At 52.8% G+C, this 23,080-nt stretch carries 25 protein-coding genes; 16 read left to right on the top strand and 9 right to left on the bottom strand.

What is annotated here, in order from left to right; translation table 11 throughout:
• Position 1: 1 nt before the first annotated feature.
• From mrdB to lipA, 7 genes are all read left to right on the top strand, one after another.
• On the top strand, positions 2 to 1,114 hold the full coding sequence (mrdB, locus tag USF70_RS01820) for a peptidoglycan glycosyltransferase MrdB (protein WP_023310746.1): 1,113 nt from the start codon (positions 2 to 4) through the stop codon (positions 1,112 to 1,114).
• Between the two features lie 16 nt (positions 1,115 to 1,130).
• Positions 1,131 to 2,243 (top strand): endolytic peptidoglycan transglycosylase RlpA, encoded by a 1,113-nt coding sequence (gene rlpA, locus USF70_RS01815; protein ID WP_094934393.1) that lies wholly within the window; start codon positions 1,131 to 1,133, stop codon positions 2,241 to 2,243.
• 139 nt (positions 2,244 to 2,382) lie between these two features.
• Positions 2,383 to 3,594 carry a D-alanyl-D-alanine carboxypeptidase DacA gene (gene dacA / locus USF70_RS01810; RefSeq protein WP_032638844.1) on the top strand — a complete coding sequence of 404 codons (1,212 nt, stop codon included), beginning with the start codon at positions 2,383 to 2,385 and terminating at the stop codon, positions 3,592 to 3,594.
• Between the two features lie 106 nt (positions 3,595 to 3,700).
• Complete coding sequence (gene ybeD / locus USF70_RS01805; protein ID WP_006177135.1) at positions 3,701 to 3,964, top strand: DUF493 family protein YbeD; 264 nt, start codon at positions 3,701 to 3,703, stop codon at positions 3,962 to 3,964.
• A gap of 95 nt (positions 3,965 to 4,059) precedes the next feature.
• Positions 4,060 to 4,701 (top strand): lipoyl(octanoyl) transferase LipB, encoded by a 642-nt coding sequence (lipB, locus tag USF70_RS01800; RefSeq protein WP_167818342.1) that lies wholly within the window; start codon positions 4,060 to 4,062, stop codon positions 4,699 to 4,701.
• Positions 4,702 to 4,992: 291 nt separating this feature from the next.
• The gene (locus USF70_RS01795; protein WP_032665064.1) at positions 4,993 to 5,946 is read left to right on the top strand and encodes a YbeF family transcriptional regulator; all 954 of its coding nucleotides are present in this window, start codon (positions 4,993 to 4,995) and stop codon (positions 5,944 to 5,946) included.
• Between the two features lie 207 nt (positions 5,947 to 6,153).
• Entirely contained in the window at positions 6,154 to 7,119 is a 966-nt protein-coding gene (lipA, locus tag USF70_RS01790; RefSeq protein WP_013097595.1) for a lipoyl synthase, read from the top strand.
• 81 nt (positions 7,120 to 7,200) lie between these two features.
• Here lipA and tatE read toward each other — a convergent pair whose 3' ends face one another.
• Together tatE and USF70_RS01780 are read right to left on the bottom strand one after the other, a co-directional pair.
• Complete coding sequence (gene tatE, locus USF70_RS01785) at positions 7,201 to 7,404, bottom strand: twin-arginine translocase subunit TatE (protein ID WP_023310742.1); 204 nt, start codon at positions 7,402 to 7,404, stop codon at positions 7,201 to 7,203.
• A 125-nt stretch (positions 7,405 to 7,529) separates the two neighbouring features.
• Complete coding sequence (locus USF70_RS01780; RefSeq protein WP_167818343.1) at positions 7,530 to 8,318, bottom strand: deaminated glutathione amidase; 789 nt, start codon at positions 8,316 to 8,318, stop codon at positions 7,530 to 7,532.
• A 67-nt stretch (positions 8,319 to 8,385) separates the two neighbouring features.
• Here USF70_RS01780 and crcB point away from each other — a divergent pair, with 67 nt between their 5' ends.
• The gene (gene crcB, locus USF70_RS01775) at positions 8,386 to 8,769 is read left to right on the top strand and encodes a fluoride efflux transporter CrcB (RefSeq protein ID WP_008501029.1); all 384 of its coding nucleotides are present in this window, start codon (positions 8,386 to 8,388) and stop codon (positions 8,767 to 8,769) included.
• A 219-nt stretch (positions 8,770 to 8,988) separates the two neighbouring features.
• On the opposite strand, the gene cspE is transcribed toward crcB, so the two are convergent.
• Both cspE and pagP read right to left on the bottom strand, forming a co-directional pair.
• Entirely contained in the window at positions 8,989 to 9,198 is a 210-nt protein-coding gene (gene cspE / locus USF70_RS01770) for a transcription antiterminator/RNA stability regulator CspE (RefSeq protein WP_002439184.1), read from the bottom strand.
• 190 nt (positions 9,199 to 9,388) lie between these two features.
• Positions 9,389 to 10,006 carry a lipid IV(A) palmitoyltransferase PagP gene (gene pagP / locus USF70_RS01765; RefSeq protein WP_045142917.1) on the bottom strand — a complete coding sequence of 206 codons (618 nt, stop codon included), beginning with the start codon at positions 10,004 to 10,006 and terminating at the stop codon, positions 9,389 to 9,391.
• Between the two features lie 391 nt (positions 10,007 to 10,397).
• On the opposite strand from pagP, the gene dcuC reads away from it, so the two are divergent.
• On the top strand, positions 10,398 to 11,765 hold the full coding sequence (gene dcuC, locus USF70_RS01760; RefSeq protein WP_023310737.1) for an anaerobic C4-dicarboxylate transporter DcuC: 1,368 nt from the start codon (positions 10,398 to 10,400) through the stop codon (positions 11,763 to 11,765).
• A gap of 94 nt (positions 11,766 to 11,859) precedes the next feature.
• The gene (gene rna / locus USF70_RS01755; protein ID WP_320735224.1) at positions 11,860 to 12,669 is read left to right on the top strand and encodes a ribonuclease I; all 810 of its coding nucleotides are present in this window, start codon (positions 11,860 to 11,862) and stop codon (positions 12,667 to 12,669) included.
• On the opposite strand, the gene USF70_RS01750 is transcribed toward rna, so the two are convergent.
• Positions 12,663 to 13,280 carry a flavin reductase family protein gene (locus USF70_RS01750; RefSeq protein ID WP_023334881.1) on the bottom strand — a complete coding sequence of 206 codons (618 nt, stop codon included), beginning with the start codon at positions 13,278 to 13,280 and terminating at the stop codon, positions 12,663 to 12,665. The two genes, rna and USF70_RS01750, sit on opposite strands and share 7 nt — an antisense overlap.
• Positions 13,281 to 13,547: 267 nt before the next feature.
• Here USF70_RS01750 and rnk point away from each other — a divergent pair, with 267 nt between their 5' ends.
• Together rnk and yldA are read left to right on the top strand one after the other, a co-directional pair.
• Positions 13,548 to 13,958 (top strand): nucleoside diphosphate kinase regulator, encoded by a 411-nt coding sequence (gene rnk, locus USF70_RS01745; protein WP_023310734.1) that lies wholly within the window; start codon positions 13,548 to 13,550, stop codon positions 13,956 to 13,958.
• Between the two features lie 139 nt (positions 13,959 to 14,097).
• Complete coding sequence (yldA, locus tag USF70_RS01740) at positions 14,098 to 14,187, top strand: small membrane protein YldA (protein WP_272481390.1); 90 nt, start codon at positions 14,098 to 14,100, stop codon at positions 14,185 to 14,187.
• 8 nt (positions 14,188 to 14,195) lie between these two features.
• Here yldA and USF70_RS01735 read toward each other — a convergent pair whose 3' ends face one another.
• On the bottom strand, positions 14,196 to 15,434 hold the full coding sequence (locus tag USF70_RS01735) for a zinc-dependent alcohol dehydrogenase (protein WP_032661072.1): 1,239 nt from the start codon (positions 15,432 to 15,434) through the stop codon (positions 14,196 to 14,198).
• Between the two features lie 180 nt (positions 15,435 to 15,614).
• Here USF70_RS01735 and uspG point away from each other — a divergent pair, with 180 nt between their 5' ends.
• Positions 15,615 to 16,043, top strand: coding sequence for a universal stress protein UspG (gene uspG / locus USF70_RS01730; RefSeq protein WP_023310731.1), 429 nt, complete (start codon positions 15,615 to 15,617; stop codon positions 16,041 to 16,043).
• A gap of 60 nt (positions 16,044 to 16,103) precedes the next feature.
• Here uspG and ahpF read toward each other — a convergent pair whose 3' ends face one another.
• Positions 16,104 to 17,669 carry an alkyl hydroperoxide reductase subunit F gene (gene ahpF / locus USF70_RS01725; protein WP_047061336.1) on the bottom strand — a complete coding sequence of 522 codons (1,566 nt, stop codon included), beginning with the start codon at positions 17,667 to 17,669 and terminating at the stop codon, positions 16,104 to 16,106.
• A 127-nt stretch (positions 17,670 to 17,796) separates the two neighbouring features.
• Complete coding sequence (ahpC, locus tag USF70_RS01720; RefSeq protein ID WP_008501015.1) at positions 17,797 to 18,360, bottom strand: alkyl hydroperoxide reductase subunit C; 564 nt, start codon at positions 18,358 to 18,360, stop codon at positions 17,797 to 17,799.
• Between the two features lie 622 nt (positions 18,361 to 18,982).
• Between ahpC and citR the strand changes: the two genes are divergently transcribed.
• From citR to USF70_RS01705, 3 genes are all read left to right on the top strand, one after another.
• Positions 18,983 to 19,882 carry a DNA-binding transcriptional repressor CitR gene (gene citR, locus USF70_RS01715; protein ID WP_039261223.1) on the top strand — a complete coding sequence of 300 codons (900 nt, stop codon included), beginning with the start codon at positions 18,983 to 18,985 and terminating at the stop codon, positions 19,880 to 19,882.
• Positions 19,883 to 20,054: 172 nt separating this feature from the next.
• Entirely contained in the window at positions 20,055 to 21,278 is a 1,224-nt protein-coding gene (locus tag USF70_RS01710) for a phosphoadenosine phosphosulfate reductase (protein ID WP_182072415.1), read from the top strand.
• A complete protein-coding gene (locus USF70_RS01705) occupies positions 21,263 to 21,889 on the top strand; it encodes a ParB/RepB/Spo0J family partition protein (protein ID WP_320735223.1) in 627 nt (208 codons plus the stop codon). The genes USF70_RS01710 and USF70_RS01705 overlap by 16 nt, the downstream gene beginning before the upstream one ends.
• Here USF70_RS01705 and USF70_RS01700 read toward each other — a convergent pair whose 3' ends face one another.
• On the bottom strand, positions 21,890 to 23,050 hold the full coding sequence (locus USF70_RS01700) for a pyridoxal phosphate-dependent aminotransferase (protein ID WP_320735222.1): 1,161 nt from the start codon (positions 23,048 to 23,050) through the stop codon (positions 21,890 to 21,892).
• Between the last annotated feature and the right edge of the window lie 30 nt (positions 23,051 to 23,080).

The following is a 23,080-nucleotide window of genomic DNA, read 5'->3' as shown; positions in this document are numbered from 1 at the left end:
CATGACGGATAATCCAAATAAAAAATCGCTGTGGGATAAAATCCACATCGACCCAGCCATGCTGCTGATCCTGCTGGCTCTGCTGGTGTACAGCGCCCTGGTTATCTGGAGCGCCAGCGGCCAGGACATCGGCATGATGGAGCGCAAAATCGGCCAGATCGCCATGGGTCTGATCATCATGGTGGTGATGGCGCAAATCCCGCCGCGCGTCTACGAAGGCTGGGCGCCCTATCTCTACATCTTCTGTATTATTTTGCTGGTTGCGGTAGATGCGTTTGGCGCCATTTCAAAAGGGGCGCAGCGCTGGCTGGATCTGGGCGTTGTCCGCTTCCAGCCCTCGGAAATTGCCAAAATCGCCGTTCCATTGATGGTGGCACGCTTTATCAACCGCGACGTCTGTCCGCCGTCGCTGAAAAACACCGCCATCGCGCTGGTGCTGATTTTCCTGCCGACGCTGCTGGTTGCGGCGCAGCCTGACCTTGGCACCTCAATTCTTATCGCCCTTTCCGGCCTGTTTGTCCTTTTCCTGTCGGGACTGAGCTGGCGCCTGATTGGCATCGCGGTGGTGCTGATTGCAGCGTTCATTCCTATCCTCTGGTTCTTCCTGATGCATGATTACCAGCGCCAGCGCGTCATGATGCTGCTCGATCCGGAAACCGATCCGCTGGGCGCGGGCTATCATATTATTCAGTCCAAGATTGCGATTGGCTCCGGCGGCCTGCGCGGTAAAGGCTGGCTGCACGGCACGCAGTCGCAGCTGGAATTTTTACCGGAACGCCACACCGACTTTATCTTTGCCGTACTGGCGGAAGAGCTGGGGCTGGTTGGTATCTTAATATTGCTGGCGCTGTACGTACTGCTGATCATGCGGGGATTGTGGATTGCAGCACGCGCACAAACCACTTTTGGTCGCGTCATGGCCGGCGGGTTGATGCTGATTTTATTCGTTTATGTCTTCGTAAATATTGGTATGGTGAGTGGTATTCTGCCGGTGGTAGGCGTACCGCTGCCGCTGGTGAGTTACGGAGGCTCGGCACTGATCGTGTTGATGGCCGGGTTTGGTATCGTGATGTCGATCCATACCCACAGAAAAATGTTGTCAAAAAGCGTATAAAAATAAGGGGATCGGAATGCGTAAGCAGTGGCTGGGGATCTGCATCGCGGCAAGTTTACTTGCGGCCTGCACAAGTGATGATGGTCAGCAACAGGCAACCGTCGCGCCGCCGCAGCCTGCGGTGTGTAATGGCCCGATCGTTGAAATTAGCGGTGCCGATCCCGTTTATGAACCGCTGAATGCCAGTGCCAATCAGGATTACCAGCGCGACGGCAAAAGCTATAAAATTGTTCAGGATCCTTCCCGTTTCAGTCAGGCGGGCTTTGCCGCCATTTATGATGCCGAGCCAGGCAGTAACCTGACGGCTTCCGGGGAAGTGTTCGACCCAATGCAGCTGACGGCAGCACACCCGACGCTGCCGATCCCGAGCTACGCCCGTATCACCAACCTGGCGAATGGCCGTATGATCGTCGTGCGGATCAACGACCGTGGTCCTTACGGAAATGACCGGGTGATTTCCCTGTCGCGCGCGTCTGCCGATCGCCTGAACACCTCGAACAACACCAAAGTCCGTATTGACCCGATTATCGTCGCACAGGATGGTTCGCTCTCCGGGCCGGGTACCGCGTGTACGACGGTGGCAAAACAGACCTATGCCCTTCCTGACCGCCCAAATCTTGACGGCGGAATGGGAAGCGTCTCGTCTCCGGCAGAGCCTGCTCAGCCGGGGGGAGAAATACGCCCGATCAGCAATGACACGCTGCAAAGCGAGGATTCTACCGGTGCGCCGGTAAAGAGTAGCGGCTTTCTTGGCGCACCGACGACCTTAGCCTCGGGCGTGCTGGAAGGCAGTGAGCCAACTCCGGCCCCTGCGCCCGTTGCTGCGCCAGCGACCCAGCCGGCTCCCGTAACGGCGCCAGCGGCCACGCAAAGTGCGGCGGTGGCGGCTCCAGCAGCGGCCAGCGGCAGCTATGTGGTTCAGGTAGGCGCAGTGAGCGATCAGGCCCGGGCCAGGCAGTATCAACAGCGTCTGAGCCAGCAGTTTGGCGTACCGGGACGCGTTGAGCAGAACGGCGCGGTCTGGCGCATTCAGATGGGGCCGTTTGCCAGCAAATCGCAGGCCGCGTCCCTGCAGCAGCGTCTGCAGAATGAAGCTCAACTTCAGTCATTTATCGCTGTTGCGAAATAATTAACCGGCGGTATCCGAATTGTCAGTTAGTGTAAAACACATTCACAAACTCATGCTTAAAGTCGGATGCCTGCCTGAATAGCATTTGCTATAGTAAGGCACTTTTTTTAATTCCATCACGGATGTCGTAGTTCTGACCATGAAGACCACTTTTTCTGCTCGTTTTGTGCAGCGCATGGCGCTGACCACGGCCCTTTGCGCTGCTGCGCTCTCTGCAGCTCACGCCGATGACCTGAATATCAAGACCATGATCCCTGGCGTTCCGCAAATCGACGCGGAATCCTACATCCTGATCGATTACAACTCTGGCAAAGTGCTGGCAGAACAGAATGCCGATGCCCGCCGTGACCCGGCCAGTCTGACCAAAATGATGACCAGCTACGTTATCGGCCAGGCGATGAAGGCAGGTAAATTCAAAGAATCGGATCTGGTCACCATCGGTAACGATGCGTGGGCAACCGGGAACCCTGTTTTCAAAGGTTCCTCTCTGATGTTCCTGAAGCCGGGTATGCAGGTTCCTGTTTCCCAGCTGATTCGCGGTATCAACCTGCAGTCTGGTAACGATGCCTGCGTGGCGATGGCCGACTTCGCCGCCGGGAGCCAGGATGCCTTCGTGGGCCTGATGAACAGCTACGTTAACGCACTGGGTCTGAAAAACAGCCATTTCCAGACCGTACACGGCCTGGATGCAGACGGTCAGTACAGCTCTGCACGTGACATGGCCCTGATTGGCCAGGCGCTGATCCGCGATGTACCGAATGAATACTCTATCTATAAAGAGAAAGAGTTCACCTTCAACGGTATTCGTCAGACCAACCGTAACGGCCTGCTGTGGGATAACAGCCTGAACGTTGACGGCATCAAAACTGGCCACACCGACAAAGCGGGCTACAACCTGGTGGCCTCTGCCACTGAAGGTCAGATGCGTCTGATCTCTGCCGTGATGGGCGGCCGTACCTTTAAAGGTCGTGAAACAGAAAGTAAGAAACTGCTGACCTGGGGCTTCCGCTTCTTCGAAACCGTGAACCCACTGAAAGCAGGCAAAGAGTTTGCGTCTGAACCCGTCTGGTTCGGCGACAATGACCGTGCTTCACTCGGCGTTGATAAAGATCTCTATCTGACCATTCCACGCGGTCGCATGAAGGATCTGAAAGCCAGCTACGTGCTGAACAGCACCGAGCTGCATGCCCCGCTGCAGAAAAACCAGGTTGTGGGTACGATCAACTTCCAGCTGGATGGAAAAACGATCGATCAGCGTCCGCTGGTTGTCCTGCAAGAAATTCCTGAAGGCAATTTCTTCGGCAAAATCATTGATTACATTAAATTGATGTTCCACCACTGGTTTGGTTAAAAATTGAACACTTGAAAGTGTGATTTTGATCCCCATATACTAAGTATCCTGATAACTCCCACCTGACGTGGGAGTTATTATTTTTTGACGTTACGCCGGAGCTGACATGAAAACCAAACTTAACGAACTGCTTGAATTCCCAACCTCATTTACCTACAAAGTAATGGGTCTGGCGAAACCTGAGCTGGTTGATCAGGTGGTTGAAGTGGTACAGCGCCATGCGCCGGGTGACTACTCTCCGTCAGTAAAACCAAGCAGCAAGGGCAACTACCACTCGGTTTCTATTACCATCACTGCGACACATATTGAGCAGGTGGAAACGCTGTACGAAGAGCTCGGCAATATCGAAATTGTTCGTATGGTGCTGTAGTCCCTTTGCGGTTACCCGGTTTGCCGGGTAACCCCTCTCCCCCGCTGTGATATACTCCTCCACACCTTTTGTCCCTCGTCTTCGGAGACGCAGTTTTGTATCAGGATAAAATTCTGGTCCGTCACCTCGGCCTGCAACCTTATGAGCCTGTCTCCCGGGCTATGCATGACTTCACCGATTCACGCGATGACAGCACCCCAGATGAGATCTGGCTGGTCGAACACCTGCCGGTATTTACGCAGGGCCAGGCGGGTAAAGCAGAGCATTTGTTAATGACGGGAGATATCCCGGTTATTCAGAGCGATCGCGGCGGTCAGGTCACTTATCATGGGCCCGGTCAGCAGGTGATGTACGTCCTGCTCAATCTGAAGCGCAGAAAGCTGGGCGTGCGTGAACTGGTTACCTTACTGGAACAAACTGTCGTCAACACGCTGGCGGAATATGGTATTGACGCACATCCACGCGCCGATGCGCCGGGAGTCTACGTTGGGGAAATGAAGATCTGCTCACTGGGGCTGCGTATTCGTAAAGGTTGCTCATTCCATGGCCTGGCCTTGAATATTAATATGGACCTTGCGCCTTTCCAGCGCATTAACCCCTGCGGCTACGCCGGCATGGAAATGACGCAAATGCGTCAGTGGGTTGAAACCGCTACGCCAGAACATATTCGTCCCGTGCTTTTAAAGCAGATGTTAGCGCTACTTAACAATCCCCCATACGAATATATCCCTGCTTAATACAGCATACAACATGGCTCGATAATTTGGCGGGCCACTGTTTATTTACAGCTTTTGCACTTTACAATAATCCACAGATTCTATATTTTCGAAGCGCCCGAATATTACCGTCACATATTATTTAGCCTCCAGCAAGCATGGCAAACACGGCATAAGTAAGGTGAGCAATTATCACACAACCGTTTGCCCTTGATAAACAAGTGAAACAAAACCAACACTTTACGAATCTCTACAAGCATAATAAATAAATTCAACTATCATTCATATTGTGAATGTATACGGAGTGAAAGCGTGGAGTATAATAATTTACCAGCCAAACGACTGAATGAACCCGGTGGCGAAGACAAGCCGCAAATTTTTCGGACTTTACGTAATATTGATCTCAATTTACTGACTATTTTTGAGGCGGTATATGTCCATAAGGGTATCGTTAACGCTGCGAAAATTCTTAATCTCACGCCATCAGCAATAAGCCAGTCAATCCAAAAGCTTCGCGCTATATTTCCCGACCCGTTATTTATCCGTAAGGGCCAGGGGGTAACGCCGACGGCTTATGCCACGCATCTCCACGAGTACATCAGCCAGGGGCTAGAGTCGATTCTGGGCGCACTGGATTTAACCGGGAGCTATGATAAGCAGCGAACCATCACCATCGGCTGTTCCCCTTCTGTCGGGGTGCTGGTGATGCCAGCGATCTTCCAGGCCGTAAAAGAGCATGCTCCGCAGCTCCTGCTTCGCAATGTGCCTCTCAATGAACCTGACATTCAGCTTGCCCAGTTCCAGACGGACCTGATTATTGAAAGCGGCAGCTTCAGTGCCAGAGCGCTGGGGCAAAATGTGCTTTATGCGGATAACCTGGTACTGGTTTGCCGCCAGCAGCATCCTGCTCTTAGCGAGCCGTTAACCATCGAAAACCTGCGCAACTACGACCACTCGTCTTTCATGACCGAAGGGCAATCTAATCATGCGCTTCGTCAGCGTATTGATGAAATTTTCCCGGAACGTCAGATCAGCTTCAGCAGTTACAATATGTTTACCACCGCATCCCTGATCGGCAGCAGCGATATGCTGTGCGTTATGCCATCACGCCTGTACAGCCTGCTACAAAAATGCTGGCCGCTGGAAAGCATCCCCCTCAGCCAGCTTAATGCGGAATCTATCGAGATTTCACTGCATTACAACAAGCTGAGTTTGCGCGATCCGGTCCTGGAAAACGTCATCCGCATCATCCGTCAGGCCTTCTGACAGGTTTAGCCAGCACAAGCCCCTGCAACCCGCAGGGCAAAAGGCACAAAACAACAACTATTTTACAAATTGGCGATCTGGCAGGCTGCTTTAACGACCGTTTCAATGATATACTGCCTGTCGTTCGTTCAAAAATAGTTGATAAATACAACATTCCCTTGAATTGAAACGCTTTCCTTCGATATTCGCAACTGGAACACGCACGCTATGAGTAAACCCATTGTGATGGAACGCGGTGTTAAATACCGCGATGCCGATAAAATGGCCCTTATCCCGGTTAAAAACGTGGCTACAGAGCGCGAGGCGCTGTTAAGAAAACCGGAATGGATGAAAATCAAACTTCCGGCCGACTCTTCGCGTATCCAGGGGATCAAAGCGGCGATGCGCAAGAATGGTCTTCACTCCGTCTGTGAAGAAGCCTCTTGTCCGAACCTTGCTGAATGTTTCAATCACGGTACCGCGACGTTTATGATTCTGGGTGCTATCTGTACCCGCCGCTGCCCGTTCTGCGATGTTGCTCATGGCCGTCCAGTCGCGCCTGATGCTAACGAACCCCAGAAACTGGCGCAGACCATCGCCGATATGGCGCTGCGTTATGTGGTTATCACATCCGTTGACCGTGACGACCTGCGTGATGGTGGTGCTCAGCACTTCGCCGACTGTATTACGGCCATTCGCGAGAAAAGCCCTAACATCAAAATCGAGACGCTGGTGCCTGACTTCCGCGGCCGTATGGACCGCGCGCTGGATATCCTGACCGCGACGCCGCCAGATGTGTTTAACCACAACCTGGAGAACGTGCCGCGTCTTTACCGTCAGGTGCGTCCGGGCGCTGACTATAACTGGTCCCTGAAACTGCTGGAGCGTTTCAAAGAAGCGCATCCGCATATTCCGACCAAGTCTGGTCTGATGGTGGGTCTGGGTGAAACCAATGATGAAATCATCGAGGTGATGCGCGATCTTCGCCGCCACGGTGTGACCATGCTGACCCTGGGACAGTATCTGCAGCCAAGCCGTCACCACCTGCCGGTACAGCGCTACGTGAGCCCGGACGAGTTCGATGAAATGAAAGCCGAAGCGATGGCGATGGGCTTCACCCACGCTGCCTGCGGCCCATTCGTTCGCTCCTCATACCATGCCGATATGCAGGCTAAAGGCGAAGAAGTTAAATAATGCTGTAATATTCATTTACAGTAATACAAAAAAACCGGCCTCATGAGCCGGTTTTTTTTCGCAAGCCCTGAGGCGTTGCTGTCACTCTTTGTGAGAAAGCTTGTCTGCCGGGACGTCATCCTCGGCGCTTTTCTTCGCCGCTGCATCATCATCGTTCATCGCTTTCTTAAAGCCTTTGATGGCAGCCCCCAGGTCACCACCCAGCGTGCGTAACTTCTTGGTACCAAACAGCAGGACGACCAGTGCGGCAACCACCAGCAGTTTGGTAATACTAATCTCACCCATAGATACCTTCTTTACTTAAAACAGGCTGCATTCAGCGCCAAAACCTGACTGTATTAACGGTCATTTTGCGCGTGCACACAATAGCAATCTGTAACAAGGTGAATCAAGCATTGTTGAAAAAAACATCACAATAATTGCGGTGGCGCAAACCGACGATTGCGAAGAACGGGTAATTGCTGACGCGCAAGCGCAATTCTCTCTAAGTTTATCTCCGCCACCAGCACATGCGGGGCTTCAGCGGCGGCGGCGATCGTCACCCCCAGCGGATCAACCACCCTGCTTTGCCCGATGTTTTTCGTGCCACATTCCCCTGCGGCAACGACATAGCAGGTTGTATCCAGCGCGCGTGCCGCAAGCAGCGTTGCCCAGTGATGCTCTTTTAACGGCCCTTTGACCCACGCGGCAGGCAGTACCAACACGTCAGCCCCCTGCAGCGCCAGATGGAGCGCCAGCTCGGGAAAACGCAGGTCATAGCAGGTCATCAGTCCGATCTTAAATCCGTCAATCTCCAGCAGCGGAGGGATATTGTCTCCGGGGTCAACGCGTCGCGACTCCTTGATGCTGAACGCATCATAGAGGTGAAGCTTGGCGTAACGTGCCACGATAGCCCCGTCACGAATCGCCACGAGCGTATTCACCGCGCGACCCGGCGTGGAGGGAATATGGATCGTTAAGATCGTCGTCATCGTATTGCCCGCGCTCTGGGCGAGCAATTGCTGTAAGAATTCGCCATCCAGCGGCTGCGCGGACTTCACGGATAAATCCGGGTCATTATCATCCCTGGCCAGCAGCGCCTCGGGGAGAACCAGCAGCGATGCGCCTTTCTGCCGGGCCTGCATCATCAGGTTGACGCATGTTCTCGCATTCTCATGCCAGTCAGGCGTGACGGCAAACTGCCCTACCGCTACATACATATTTGTCCCCTCATCATAAACGGCGTTAAACTCGCTACTCTTACACATCAAATAGCAGGTATTTAGCGTGTTACAACTACTTTTAGCCGTTTTTATTGGTGGGGGAACGGGTAGCGTTGCGCGATGGTTTCTGAGTATGCGGTTTAACCCCCTGCATCAGGCGATTCCTATGGGAACACTTGCCGCAAACCTGATTGGTGCCTTTATCATTGGTATGGGGCTGGCCTGGTTTAACCGAATGACGCACATCGACCCAATGTGGAAGGTTTTGATTACCACCGGATTCTGCGGCGGTTTGACCACCTTCTCAACCTTTTCTGCGGAGACGGTTTTTCTCTTTCAGGAAGGCCGTATCGGCTGGGCGCTGATGAATATGGCGATCAATATGCTCGGCTCCTTTGCGATGACGGGGATCGCATTTTGGCTATTTTCTTCCGCAAGCGCGCATTAACAGCCGAACCGTTAATGTTGGCTTAATTTTTCTCTGTCACTCTGAATGTAATACTGAACGAGGGTGACAGAATGAAACAGAGTCTGATGAGCGCAGGAATGGTGTTGTTGAGCGTGCTGATCGTTGCCAGCTTCCTGAAAATGTATCTGCTTGGCTGATTCAAAACGAAAAAAACCCGCTCAGTGAGCGGGTTTTGAAATTCTTGCTGACGCGTCTGAATTACAGAGCGATTACGTTAGCAGCAGAAGGGCCTTTGGCACCGTTAGTGATTTCGAACTCTACACGCTGACCTTCAGCCAGAGTTTTGAAACCATTAGACTGGATTGCAGAGAAGTGTACGAACACGTCTTTGCTGCCATCTTCAGGAGTAATGAAACCGAATCCTTTGGACTCATTAAACCACTTAACGTTACCTTTAATCTTAGACATCAAAATTACCTTTACATTAAAAAACGACACAAATGCTGTGTCGGTTATCAGTACATCAATTGTGGGACCTTTTGTCCAGCGGATCTTTGATAAAAAGTGACTAAAGTCGCGTTAATTTTCACTGACAGATTTTTATCGCTTATGAATCAACGCCTGCGCGTTTTTTCACCAGCATGTAACGTTTTGTCAGTTAAAACTGAAAACGCATCCAGGCGAAGTAAACGTTACCGTTGTTGTACGTACCCGGAATGTAGGTCATCTGGAACGTTGCAGGGCCATAGCCAATAGAGGCCAAAGGCAGCAGCACCGGGATTGGAATGTATTTCCAGTTGTCACGTGCAGTAACCCCGGCGGTATAGCCCAAACCGACGTGGAAGTTCTCGTCCGCTAGCGGCCGCCAGGTTTTTTCCCAGCCATACCCCCCAATCGGCTCCCATTTATTAAACGAGTCTTTGAAGGCCATCAGATAGATGCCATGCCAGTTTCCCTTTTCATCCCAGCGCGACTGGCCAAAACCCGCGCCCCAAGGACGCTCGTTGTATTTATCGGTTTTCTCTTTGTCATAAGCAAAACGCGCATGCCACGTTATTGCCGGGACATAGAGATCATAATGTTCAGGTGCCGTCCATGTCTGGGAAACATTATCCGTAAAGGTTGAGAACCAGCCTTTATCCGTCGCGTTGCCTTCTGCCTGTGCAACAGAACAAAACGTTAACTGCCCAAAAATAAACAACAAAATAGAGAAAAATGTATTACGTACAATCACAATGCAATTACCATTCTTAGTATTCGAGGCAAAGTTTACCATAAAGTAGTTGAATCAAAGCTTAACGACATCGGCGTTATTCCTAATTATTCAGCTTCTTTTCGGGAATATTCTTAAGGAAAGGCGGCGATGCGTTCAAAATAAACCCACAAGGGGTGTGACTTTACCCATTTAATGTTCTGAATCAGTGACATGTAAAACCACACAAAACATTAACAATTTGTTATCATTATTAGGACATGTTGCGCTATTTCTGACGGTCAAGACCCTCATGACATAAATGTATGGCCATGGCAAAAAGACGGTTGTTCTGTTCTTTAGTCGTCTGTTTATTGATTTTAATCAGCAAGAACAGGCCAATTATTCGGCACATTTTCATCCTTCTTTTTTTTGATTTTTTGTGCTCCATAGCAGCAGAGATACAGGGGAAATCATGCTTACGTTATTCGAACTCCTTATTGGAGTCGTCGTCATTGTCGGCGTCGCACGCTACATCATTAAAGGCTACTCGGCCACGGGCGTATTATTTGTCGGCGGTCTAACGCTGCTGATTATCAGCGCAATAATGGGGCACCAGGTGTTACCTGCCAGCGCGACCAGCACCGGTTACACGGCTACAGATATTGTTGAATACATTAAAATATTGCTCATGAGCCGCGGCGGTGATCTGGGTATGATGATCATGATGCTGTGCGGTTTTGCAGCCTACATGACCCATATTGGCGCCAACGACATGGTCGTTAAGCTTGCCTCTAAACCCCTGCAATACATCAACTCGCCGTATCTGCTAATGGTCGCCGCCTATTTCCTCGCCTGCCTGATGTCACTGGCCGTTTCGTCGGCTACCGGGCTTGGCGTACTGCTCATGGCGACGCTGTTCCCGGTCATGGTGAACGTCGGTATCAGCCGTGGCGCGGCCGCGGCAATTTGCGCGTCTCCGGCAGCGATTATTCTCTCCCCGACCTCCGGCGACGTTGTGCTGGCGGCAAAGGCGGCGGAGATGTCACTCATCGACTTCGCCTTTAAAACCACGTTACCGATCTCAATTGTTGCCATCGTGGGCATGGGGATCGCGCATTTCTTCTGGCAGCGCTATCTCGATAAGAAAGAAAACATCAGCCATGAAATGATGGACGTGAGTGAAATCACCACGACCGCTCCCGCGTTCTATGCCATTCTGCCGTTCACCCCGATCGTCGGAGTGCTGATTTTTGACGGAAAATGGGGTCCACAGCTGCACATCATCACCATTCTGGTCATCTGCATGCTGCTGGCCGCCGTGCTGGAGTTTGTGCGCGGTTTTAACACGCAAAAAGTCTTCTCGGGTCTGGAAGTTGCGTATCGCGGTATGGCGGATGCCTTCGCTGGCGTGGTGATCCTGCTGGTTGCAGCGGGCGTTTTTGCCCAGGGTCTGAGCACGATCGGCTTTATCCAGAGCCTGATTTCTATCGCCACCTCGTTCGGCTCCGCCAGTATTATCCTGATGCTGGTTCTGGTGGTGCTCACCATGCTGGCGGCGATGACCACCGGTTCCGGTAATGCGCCTTTCTACGCTTTCGTTGAGATGATCCCGAAACTGGCTCACTCCTCCGGTATTAACCCGGCCTACCTTTCCATTCCCATGCTGCAGGCGTCAAACCTGGGCCGTACCATTTCGCCGGTGTCGGGTGTGGTCGTCGCCGTTGCCGGGATGGCGAAAATCTCGCCATTCGAAGTCGTCAAACGCACCTCAGTGCCCGTTATAGTTGGTCTGATTATCGTGATTATCGCCACGGAAGTGCTGGTACCCGGCGCAGCCTAAGCTAAATTAGGGATATCCAAAAAGCGCCTGTAGGCGCTTTTTGTGCTTTAATAACTTCCAGAAATTAATCGTGCTCATTCGATCAGGAAATCATATGTTCAGGAAGGATATCGTCATCCCGTCTGGCGCAATCGCGCTTGCTCTCTGTCTCTTCTCCGCACAGGCGGAACCGCTGAAGGCAACACAGTATGGCGATTTCGATCGCTATGTGCTGGCTCTGTCCTGGCAAACCGGGTTTTGCCAGAGCATGGTCGAACGCAACCGCAATGAACCTGATGAATGTCGCCTGCAAAAAGAGCGCGATAATAAAGCCGATTTTCTGACCGTCCACGGGCTATGGCCTGGCCTGCCAAAATCCATTGCCGCCCGCGGCGTGGATGAACGTCGGTGGATGCGTTTTGGCTGCGCCACGCGCCCCATTCCGAACATGCCGGAAGTGAAGGCCAGCCGCAAATGCGATGCCGCCGAAACCGGACTGTCGCTTTCCGCAGCCGCAAAGCTCAACGACGTGATGCCGGGCGCGGGCGGTAATTCCTGCCTGGAACGTTATGAATATGCCAAACATGGCGTCTGCTTTAGTTTCGATCCAGATGCCTATTTCGGCACGATGGTGCGGATGAATCAGGAAGTTAAAAACAGCGCGGTCGGTAAATTCCTCGCCGATAATTACGGGAAAACCGTCAATCGCAGCGACTTTGACGGTGCCGTTGCCAAAAGCTGGGGAAAAGAAAACATCAAAGCGATCAAGCTGACCTGCAACGGCAATCCGGCGTATCTGACCGAGATGCAGGTTTCGCTGAAGGCGGACACCATTAACAACCCGCTTTCTGCGGCGTCATTTGCCCCGCAGCCACATCCGGGTAACTGCGGAAAACAGTTCGTGATTGATAAAGCCGGCTACTGATCCGCGCCCGGGCGCACCATATCAAACCGGTTGTCGTCACTGATGCCATAATACGCCGTCGGCCCTCCCGCACGCAGGATGGGCTGCGCTTTCGCCGTCTGGTAAATCCCCTCTTCCAGCAGCGTTTCGGCAATATGGATACCGACTACCTCCCCCAGCACCAGCCACGTATCGACCGGCGTGCCGTCGGCACCGGTAAGCTGAATGCACTGCGACAGGCGGCACTCAAAGTTCACCGGGCTTTCTGCGACGCGGGGCGCGTTGACCAGCTGGCTCGCCGCTGGCGTAAGTCCGGCAAAGCTGAATTCATCCCGATCGTGCGGAAGCATCGCAGAGGTTTGGTTCATCGCCTGCGCGAGATCGCGCGTCGCAAGGTTCCAGACAAATTCCTTTGTTTCGGTAATATTACGCACGCTGTCCTTCCAGCCGTTGCTGGAAAAGCCGATGATCGGCGGGCGATAGTTAAAGCAGTTAAAGAAGCTATACGGTGCGAGGTTGAGCTGACCGGCCTTGTCGCATGAGGAGATCCAGCCGATCGGACGTGGACCAATAATGGCGTTCAGCGGATCGTGCGGCAGGCCGTGCCCCTGAGACGGTTGGTAGAAGTACATAGTTCTCTCTCGTTGGTGGGCGGACGCGAATTGCGCTTCGCGCAACGCCCGGGTTCAGGACACTCAGCGTAACGTATTCCGCCCGGAATGAAGACTGAATAAATTTCAGCGAAAATTCATATGGACCATGAATGTGACCTTCATCACTTCAAACTTGCGCGCTCAGCCAGTATCATCGGGAGAGTTAAACCCTCGCTGCCAGACGGCGAGGGTTTTCTTTTGGATTGGTTTCTGCGTTACGCGCAGCATTAACGACATGGAGTAAAAATGTCCAGACCTACAATAATCATCAACGAGCTCGACGCAGAACGTATCGACAGGCTGCTGGAAAAAGCGGAGTTTGCCTCACTTCCCGTGGCCGACGCCCTGAATGAGGAGCTCGACCGGGCACAGATGTGCACGCCTGAAACGATGCCGCATGACGTGGTCACCATGAACAGCCAGGTAAAATTCCGCAACCTGACCACCGGTGAAGAGCTGACCCGCACGCTGGTTTACCCGGCTCAGATGACCGACAGCAGCGCACAGCTTTCTGTCCTTGCGCCTGTGGGCGCCGCACTGCTGGGCCTGCGCACGGGCGATACCATCCACTGGGAGTTGCCGGGCGGCGCCTCTGCCCATCTTGAAGTGCTGGCGCTGCTCTACCAGCCAGAAGCCGCGGGCGATTACCTGCGTTAACCACTTCTGAACAAGCGCCCACCCGCTTTGCACAGAGGATGCAGCCGCATCCTCTTTCCGTAAATTCACCCCATTTTCTTATATCGCGCAAAAAGCCCTTAATCCACGCTTAATCTGTTTTGGTGCCGTGGGGACGGTCATGAGTGAGATACTGGTTATCACACTTATTTTTCTGATTATTGCGGCGATTATCGTCATGGCCGTGCTTTATCTTGAACGCCACAGCTAGGCGAGCACTTATGCAACCCCACCCGGGAAAGCGTTCACCAGGCCCTTAACTTTTTGCTCTGCGGCCTCGGGCGTTTCTGCGCCAGGGACCAGAATCACCTTCCGGCACTCCTCCTCCCGTTTTTCGAATACCTTATAGGCGCGTTCCGCATCGGCAAGGGGGAGATAATGGGTCACGATCTCTTCCGGGGTAAGCAGCCCTTTTTCGATCAGCGGCAGCAGTTCACCCAGCCAGGCATGGACGTGCGTCTGGCCCATCTTAAACGTCAGCCCCTTATCAAAGGCATCGCCAAACAGGAAGCCATGAATAAACCCAGCGTACACGCCGGGTACGCTAACTACGCCACCGCGTCGAACGGCAGCAATGCACTGCCGCAGCGCTTTGCCGCTGCTGCCTTCAATTTTAAGATTGCTGAGGATCGTTTCCGTGGTGCTGCCTTTCGCTTCGAACCCAACCGCATCAATCACGGCGTCAACGCCGCGCTGGCCAGCGGTCTGCTCGATGATTTTTTCCGCTGCGTCGTTATCGTCATCAAAGTTGATGGGGATTGCGCCGTAACGCGCTTCGGCAAATCGCAAACGGTACGGGTGGTGATCGATAACAAAGATCTGCTCAGCGCCTAGCAACCGCGCGCAGGCAATAGTCAGGAGCCCCACCGGCCCGGCGCCGAAAACCGCAACGCTTGAGCCTTTTTCAATCTGCGCATTTTTTGCCGCCTGCCAGGCCGTGGGCAAAATATCTGACAAGAACAGCGCCTTATCATCGGAGAGGAGTTGCGGGACCTTAAACGGCCCGACGTTGCCTTTTGGCACGCGGACATATTCCGCCTGTCCCCCCGGCACGCCGCCGTAGAGATGGCTGTAGCCAAACAGCGCGGCCGGCGCGGGGATTTGCTTTTTGTTCAGCGCGGCGCCCTGCCCGGCATTGGTATTCTCACAGGCCGCGTATTGCTGCAACCGACAGAAGAAACAGTCCCCACAGGCAATGACAAAGGGGATCACCACGCGATCGCCTTTTTGCAAATTCTTCACCTCTGCGCCGCACTCGACGATTTCCCCCATAAACTCATGGCCAAAAATGTCGCCGTGCTGCACCTTCGGGATCTTTCCGCGATAGAGATGCAAATCGGAGCCGCATATCGCCGTGGCCGTGACGCGCAGAATGATATCGTCGGGCTGTTCGATAATGGGATCGGGGACATTCTCGACGCGTACATGGTGCGGACCGTGATACGTAAGTGCTTTCATGCGACCTCCGAAAGGTTCCAGGTAAGTGTATAAGGGTAGCTACCCCTGAAGGTCTGCCCTGGAATACGGGGCTTTTGAGATTTATCCTGGTGAGATAAGAAAACTGACGGGGCGCTTACAGAAACCATTTTTATTTTATGGTTGAATGAATTCAGCGTTTATAAACAAGGAGAAACGGGTATGTATCAGAGAATCATTATGCCGGTTGATGTTTTTGAGATGGAGCTGAGCGACAAGGCCGTTCGCCATGCGGAGTTTCTGGCGCAGCAGGACGGTGTTATCCATCTTTTACACGTACTGCCGGGCTCCGCCAGCCTGAGCCTGCACCGCTTTGCCGCCGACGTGCGTCGCTTCGAGGAGCATTTGCAGCATGAAGCGGAAACTCGCCTGCAAACCATGGTCAGCCACTTCAGCATCGACCCTTCGCGCATCAAAACGCACGTCAGATTCGGCAGCGTTCGCGATGCGGTAAACGAACTGGCGAACGAGCTGAAAGCAGACGTGGTGGTCATCGGTTCGCGCAACCCTTCCATTACCACGCATCTGCTAGGCTCTAACGCCTCCAGCGTGATCCGCCACACCCATATACCGGTGATGGTCGTAAGATAAAAAAAGAGGCCACCTTTCGGTGGCCTCTCGCTATTGCAGGTGTAGCCTTACTTTCTTCTGTTATGCGGTTTTGGTGCGAATCAGGTAGTCAAAGGAACTCAGAGACGCCTTCGCCCCTTCGCCCGTGGCGATAATGATCTGTTTGTACGGCACGGTGGTGCAGTCGCCCGCCGCAAACACGCCTTTCACGCTGGTTTCACATTTCGCATCGATGATGATTTCGCCCATGCGGTTGCGCTCAATCGCGCCTTCCAGCCAGGTGGTATTTGGCAGCAGACCAATCTGCACGAAGATCCCTGACAGCTGAACGCTGTGCACGTCGCCGCTCACGCGGTCGCGGTATTCCAGGCCGGTCACTTTGCTGCCGTCGCCCTTCACTTCCGTGGTCTGCGCGTTCAGTACGATGTCGACGTTTTTCAGGCTGCGAACTTTATCCTGCAGAACCTGGTCGGCCTTCATCTCTGGAGCGAACTCCAGAAGGGTAACGTGCTCAACAATCCCCGCCAGGTCGATAGCCGCTTCCACGCCGGAGTTACCGCCGCCGATCACCGCCACGCGTTTACCTTTAAACAGCGGGCCGTCGCAGTGCGGACAGTAGGTCACGCCTTTGGTACGGTACCGATCTTCGCCCGGAACGTTCATGTTGCGCCATTTCGCGCCGGTGGCAATGATAATGCTGCGCGCTTTCAGCACCGCGCCGGACGCGGTTTCAATCTGGTGTAAACCACCCTCGACCGCTGCCGGAACCAGCTTGCTGGCGCTCTGGCTGTCAATCACGTCCACGTCGTAGTCGCTGACGTGCGCCTTCAGCGCCCCCGCAAGCTTCTGGCCTTCGGTCTTCGGCACGGAAATGTAGTTTTCGATGTCCACGGTATCGAGCACCTGGCCGCCAAAGCGTTCACCCATCAGGCCGGTACGAATACCTTTACGCGCGGAGTACACCGCTGCCGCCGCGCCCGCAGGGCCGGAACCGACGATAAGCACGTCGTAAGCATCGCGTTTGTTAAGCTCTTCCGCCGCACGTTTTTCAGCACCGGTATCCACTTTGGCAACGATCTCAGTCAGCGTCATGCGGCCCTGGCCGAACTCTTTGCCGTTCATATAGACCGCCGGAACGCCCATCACGTTGCGATCGGTGATTTCATTCTGGAAGGTACCGCCGTCAATCGCCGTGTGCTTGATGCGCGGGTTCAGAACCGACATCAGGTTCAGCGCCTGCACCACGTCCGGGCAGTTGTGGCAGGAGAGCGAGTAATAGGTTTCAAATTCGAAATCACCGTCGATATCGCGGATCTGCTCCAGCAGCGCCTGCGCTTCTTTTGACGGATGACCACCGGTCCACAGCAGCGCCAGCACCAGTGAGGTAAATTCGTGACCCAGCGGCGAGCCGGCAAAGCGCGGTCCCTGGTCGGAGCCTGGGTTGGTAATCAGGAAAGAGGGCTTACGGACCGGCAGCGCGTTGTCTTCTTTGAAGGTCACTTTCGGCGACAGCTCGGCGATCTCCGCCAGCAGTTCCTTGATCTCTGCCGATTTGGCGCTGTCGTCCAGCGTGGCAATCAGCTCAACGGGTTTGGTCAGTTTCTCAAGGTAGGCCTTGAGCTGGGTTTTCATGTTAGTGTCGAGCATTGTTCTTCCCTCTCTTAAGACGTCATCATGCAAGCTGCCTTATACGGGCGGCCTGAATGCAACTTGCATCATGGTGCTGGAATGAAATGGGCGCGGGTGCGCCCATTGATTGCCGAATGGGCAAAACTTAGATTTTACCAACCAGATCTAAGGATGGAGCCAGCGTCGCTTCGCCTTCTTTCCATTTCGCCGGGCATACTTCGCCTGGGTGAGAAGCCACGTACTGAGCAGCTTTCACTTTACGCAGCAGGTCAGAAGCATCACGGCCGATACCTTCAGCGGTAACTTCGATAGCCTGGATAATGCCCTGCGGGTCAACAACGAAGGTGGCGCGGTCAGCCAGGCCTTCATCTTCACGCATATTGTCGAAGTTACGGGTCAGGGCGCCAGTCGGGTCGCCGATCATCGCGTATTTGATTTTCGCGATGGTTTCGGAGCTGCTGTGCCATGCTTTGTGGGTGAAGTGGGTATCGGTAGAGACAGAGTAAACGTCTACGCCCAGCTTCTGCAGTTCGTCGTAATGGTCTGCAACGTCACCCAGTTCAGTCGGGCAAACGAAGGTAAAGTCAGCCGGATAGAAGAAGAAGACGCTCCAGCGACCTTCGGTATCTTTCTCGGTAACTTCGATGAACTCACCGTTTTTGAACGCCTGGTTTTTGAAAGGTTTAATTTTGGTGTTAATCAAAGACATCTGTACTTCCTCCGTGTTTTCGTTGAGGTGTAAGGTAACCAACTTTATTCATCGGGGCTAATGCGTATGCTTTATCAAATCAATCAGCCAAACCTTACAACGTCGACAAGACAACAAGGTGAACCTTTTACAGGAAAGCCTGAAAGTAAAAAGGCCGCCTCAACGGGCGGCCCTGATACCTGAATTCCCCGCAGGTACATTCAGTGCCAGCCGAAACTGGCGTTGCGTTGCGCTCTACAACCCTTTATATCAAGGCGGTAACAGCCGTTTGATTACACCACCCGCGCAGGGATTGAGCAATCCATAAGAGAGGCATTCCTGCCTATGGCTGTGATAGGTTGTGTCGAACATCATTCCGGTGCGTTATAAATTTATTTTTATTATAAAACCATCGCAATATATAAATGACAGTTGTCATTTAAAATGATTGTTCCCTTTCCTAAGATAAAATTATCTCAATCGCTTTTGAAGCGCTATTTCAATAATCTGCCACTGTGATATATTAAGATGATTTAATTTAAAACTAAGAGAGCTAACCGAAAGAGTTATAAATGGTTAGCCTTAAACTATTGTTATCAGTTATATGATAACCACAGCAAACGCAGTACCCTCAGGACGAAACATGGCAAACCTGTATGACCTTAAAAAATTCGATCTTAATCTGTTAGTCATTTTCGAGTGCATTTATCAGCACCTTAGTATCAGTAAAGCCGCCGAGACGCTGTATATCACACCCTCAGCCGTGAGCCAGTCACTGCAGCGTCTGAGAGGACAACTCAACGATCCTCTGTTTATCCGTTCCGGTAAAGGGATCACGCCCACGACCGTCGGCGTCAATCTGCATCATCATCTGGAACAGAACCTGAACCAGCTGGAGCAGACTATCAATATCATGCACAGCAGCGGGTTGAAGAAGAACTTTGTCATTTATTGCCCGCATTTTATGAGTACGAAAGCAACGCTTGACCCTATAAAGCTGCTGATGGAAAACCATAACTATTCAATTGAATTACATGATGTTTTTCTATCATCTGATTCAGCGGAAGATCTCTTAGCCTACAGAAGAGCCGACCTGATATTTTCGTTTTCTTCTTCTAACAATCATTCTGTCGCCTGTAGCCTCTACCATAAACTTCCTTTCGTACTCGTTTGTCGGGAGGGCCATCCCCGTCTCAGTGAAAATCCCACGCGTGAAGAGATTCTGAATGAAAACTTCACCGCCTACCTGAACGATGAAAACAGCTTCAAAGACTATCAGGAAAAGGCCGAAAACCTGTTAACCGAAAGAAATATCGTCTATCGCAGCGACTCTTTTATATCCCTTCTGTCGGTGATTGGTTCGTCCGACCTCATAGGATTAGTGCCCGCACCGGCCTTCGAACAATATGGGCCAGCCCTCAACCTGCGAAAAGTGGAAACTGACATTCAATTCCCCAGCATTGATATTTACATGATGTACAATCGTTCCGCACTCAATAGCTCGGCATTCGCGAGTTTTATTGAAGAAATATCCTTACCGTGAGATATTGCTGTGGTTCTCGCACAAAATGGGAACCACACCGTTAAAACATACACCACCGTTATAGAATTACGCGGCATAACCGTTACATATCCAATTAATTATTGACTGATATAATCCTCTTATTAGTATTGACGCTACAGTCAGGTATTTATTCCTCAGGATGAGAATAAGCATGTCAATTTATAAATACCCTTTAAACCAGGATGTTCTTACCGCTGCTCGGGAGCGAATAAAATGGACGCTCGAAAACTTACCCAGAATCTGTGTTTCTTTTTCAGGAGGTAAAGACTCCACCGTCATGCTGCATCTGGTTGCCCAGCAGGCGCGACTGATGAACATCAAAATAGATGTGCTCTTTATCGACTGGGAAGCGCAGTTTTCCCATACCATTATCCATGTGGAACATATGCGCGAGTTGTACAGCGATGTCATCGACCATTTCTGGTGGGTCGCGCTCCCCCTGACAACGCAAAATTCACTGTCGCAATTCCAGCCGGAATGGCAATGCTGGGAACCCGGCACACAATGGGTCCGCCAGCCTCCTGACGATGCGATAACCGATCCCGCTTTTTTTCCCTTCTACCAGCCAGGCATGACGTTTGAAACCTTTGTCCGCGGTTTCTCCGACTGGTTCTCTCGCAATCGCCCGGCGGCGGTACTGATTGGCATCCGCGCCGATGAGTCATACAACCGTTTTCTGGCTGTCGCGTCGGCGCGTAAACAGCGTTTTGCCGACGATAAACCCTGGACAACCGTCGCACCGGGAGGACATGCCTGGTATATCTACCCTCTCTACGACTGGAAAACCGCCGATATATGGACCTGGTTCGCCAAATCAGGGTGTTGCTATAACCCACTCTATGACCTGATGTTTCAGGCCGGCGTGCCGCTACGCTACATGCGGATTTGTGAACCCTTTGGTCCGGAACAGCGCCAGGGATTATGGCTCTACCACGTTGTTGAGCCCGATCGCTGGGCGGCCATGTGTGAGCGCGTGAGCGGTGCGCGCAGCGGGGGGATGTACGCCGGACACGATAACCATTTTTATGGTCACCGAAAAATTCTGAAACCCGAACACCTGTGCTGGCGCGAATATGCCATGCTGCTCCTCGACAGCATGCCGCAAAATACGGCTGAGCATTACCGCAATAAAATCGCCATTTATCTGCACTGGTATCAGAAGAGAGGCACAGAGGAGATTCCCGATACGCAGGACGGTGATATCGGTGCCAAAGATGTTCCCTCATGGCGCCGTATTTGTAAGGTTCTCCTGAATAACGACTACTGGTGCAGGGCGCTATCGTTCAGCCCAAATAAACCCAAACATTATCAGCGCTACAGCGACAGAGTGAAGGCGAAACGCAAGGAGTGGGGCATATTATGCGACAAAAACTAATCAACGAGATGGAAACGTACCTTCAGTCACTTCCCGAAGAGGAACGCATTAACGCCATAAATGCTTTTCGTGAAGCGATCCATAAACACAGTCCGTTTCGTGCGCAACCGATAGACTGCGTCCTCTGGATCAGACAGGACGCTATTACCGCTAACGACTACAACCCCAATAATGTTGCCCCGCCAGAAAAACGGCTGCTCAGTAAGTCGCTGGAACTCGATGGATTCACCCAACCTATCGTTGTGACAGAAAGTGAACCGCAACATTACGAAATTGTGGATGGTTTTCATCGCCATGAAATCGGTAAAAATCGGGCGGCACTGAAGCACCAGCTCAAGGGTTATCTTCCTGTTACCCTCCTGCGCCAGGACCGACAGGATAAACATGACCGTATGGCTGCCACTATTCGTCACAACCGGGCGCGGGGTCGACACCAGATTAACGCTATGTCGGAGATCGTTCGCGAGCTGGTGCAGCTTGGCTGGAATGACGAGAGAATAAGCAAGGAGCTGGGAATGGACGGCGATGAAGTCTTGCGCCTCAAGCAAATCAACGGTCTGCTGGAGCTGTTTGCAGACCGTCGTTACTCAGAAGCCTGGACGGTGAAATAATCAGAGCGTGTTCAGGCGCTCTGCCGCCGCCAGCAGCGTCGATTCCTGCTTCGCAAAGCAAAGACGAATCAGCTTATGCGGGAAGGGATCGGCGCAGAATACAGACAGCGGAATGGCGGCCACGCCCACCTCTTTCGTCAGCCACTGGCAGAAACTCACGTCGTCCAGATCCGATATCGCGCTGTAGTCGGCGAGCAGGAAATAGGTCCCTTCTGAGGGCAAAATTTCCAGACGACTTTTGCTGAGCGCCGTCACAAACAGATCCCGACGTTCACGATAGAAGTGCGGCAGCTCGCGATAGTGCTCCGGCTCGGCGTGCAGCATATCCGCCAGCGCCAGCTGAGCCGGCGTGTTCACGGCAAAGGTCAGGTACTGGTGCACCTTGCGCAGCTCGGCGCTGATAGCCGCCGGTGCGACGCAGTAGCCCACTTTCCAGCCGGTCATATGGTAAGTCTTACCGAATGACGAGACGGCGATAGCACGCTCGCGAAGCTGCGGATGGGCCAGCACGCTGGCGTGTCCTTCTTCTGCAAAGCAGATGTGCTCGTAGACTTCATCGCTCAGCACGTAAATTTCACGTTCCGCAATCGCCTGCCACAGCGCGGCGAAATCGGCCTTTTGCCACACCGTCGCAGAAGGGTTGTGCGGGGTATTCAGGATCACCAGGCGGGTTTTGTCGCTCAGCAGCGCAGCAAACGCCTGCCAGTCAGGGCGAAAATGCGGCGGCTGAAGCGCCACGCGTTTCACCACGCCGCCGGAGAGTTCAACTGCAGGCGCATAGCTGTCGTAGCTCGGATCAAAGCAGATGACTTCATCGCCCGTACGCACCAGCGCGGTGATGGCCGCATAGAGCGCTTCGGTCGCCCCTGCCGTCACCGTAATGTCGCTGTTCGCATCGGGCTTATGGCCGTACAGCTCCGCCGTTTTATCCGCAATGGCTTCCCGCAGCGCCTGCACACCCGTCATCGGCGCATACTGATTCGCCCCCTGCGCCACGTGGTACGCCAGGCGCTCCTGCAGATAGGTCGGGCCGTCGAAATCCGGGAATCCCTGAGAAAGGTTAATGGCGTTGTGCTGCTGCGCCAGAGCGCTCATCTGCGTAAAGATGGTAGTACCGAGATTGGGAAGTTTACTCTTAGGAATCAATGCGTTATTGCTCATTGTGTCGTGCCTGCTTGTAATACTTATGTT

Source organism: Enterobacter sp. 237C8, from assembly GCF_034106865.1.
In the GTDB taxonomy this organism is placed as follows: domain Bacteria; phylum Pseudomonadota; class Gammaproteobacteria; order Enterobacterales; family Enterobacteriaceae; genus Enterobacter; species Enterobacter asburiae_B.
The sequence above is the reverse complement of the archived record's forward strand: the minus strand, read 5'-3'. Positions and strand labels throughout refer to the sequence as shown.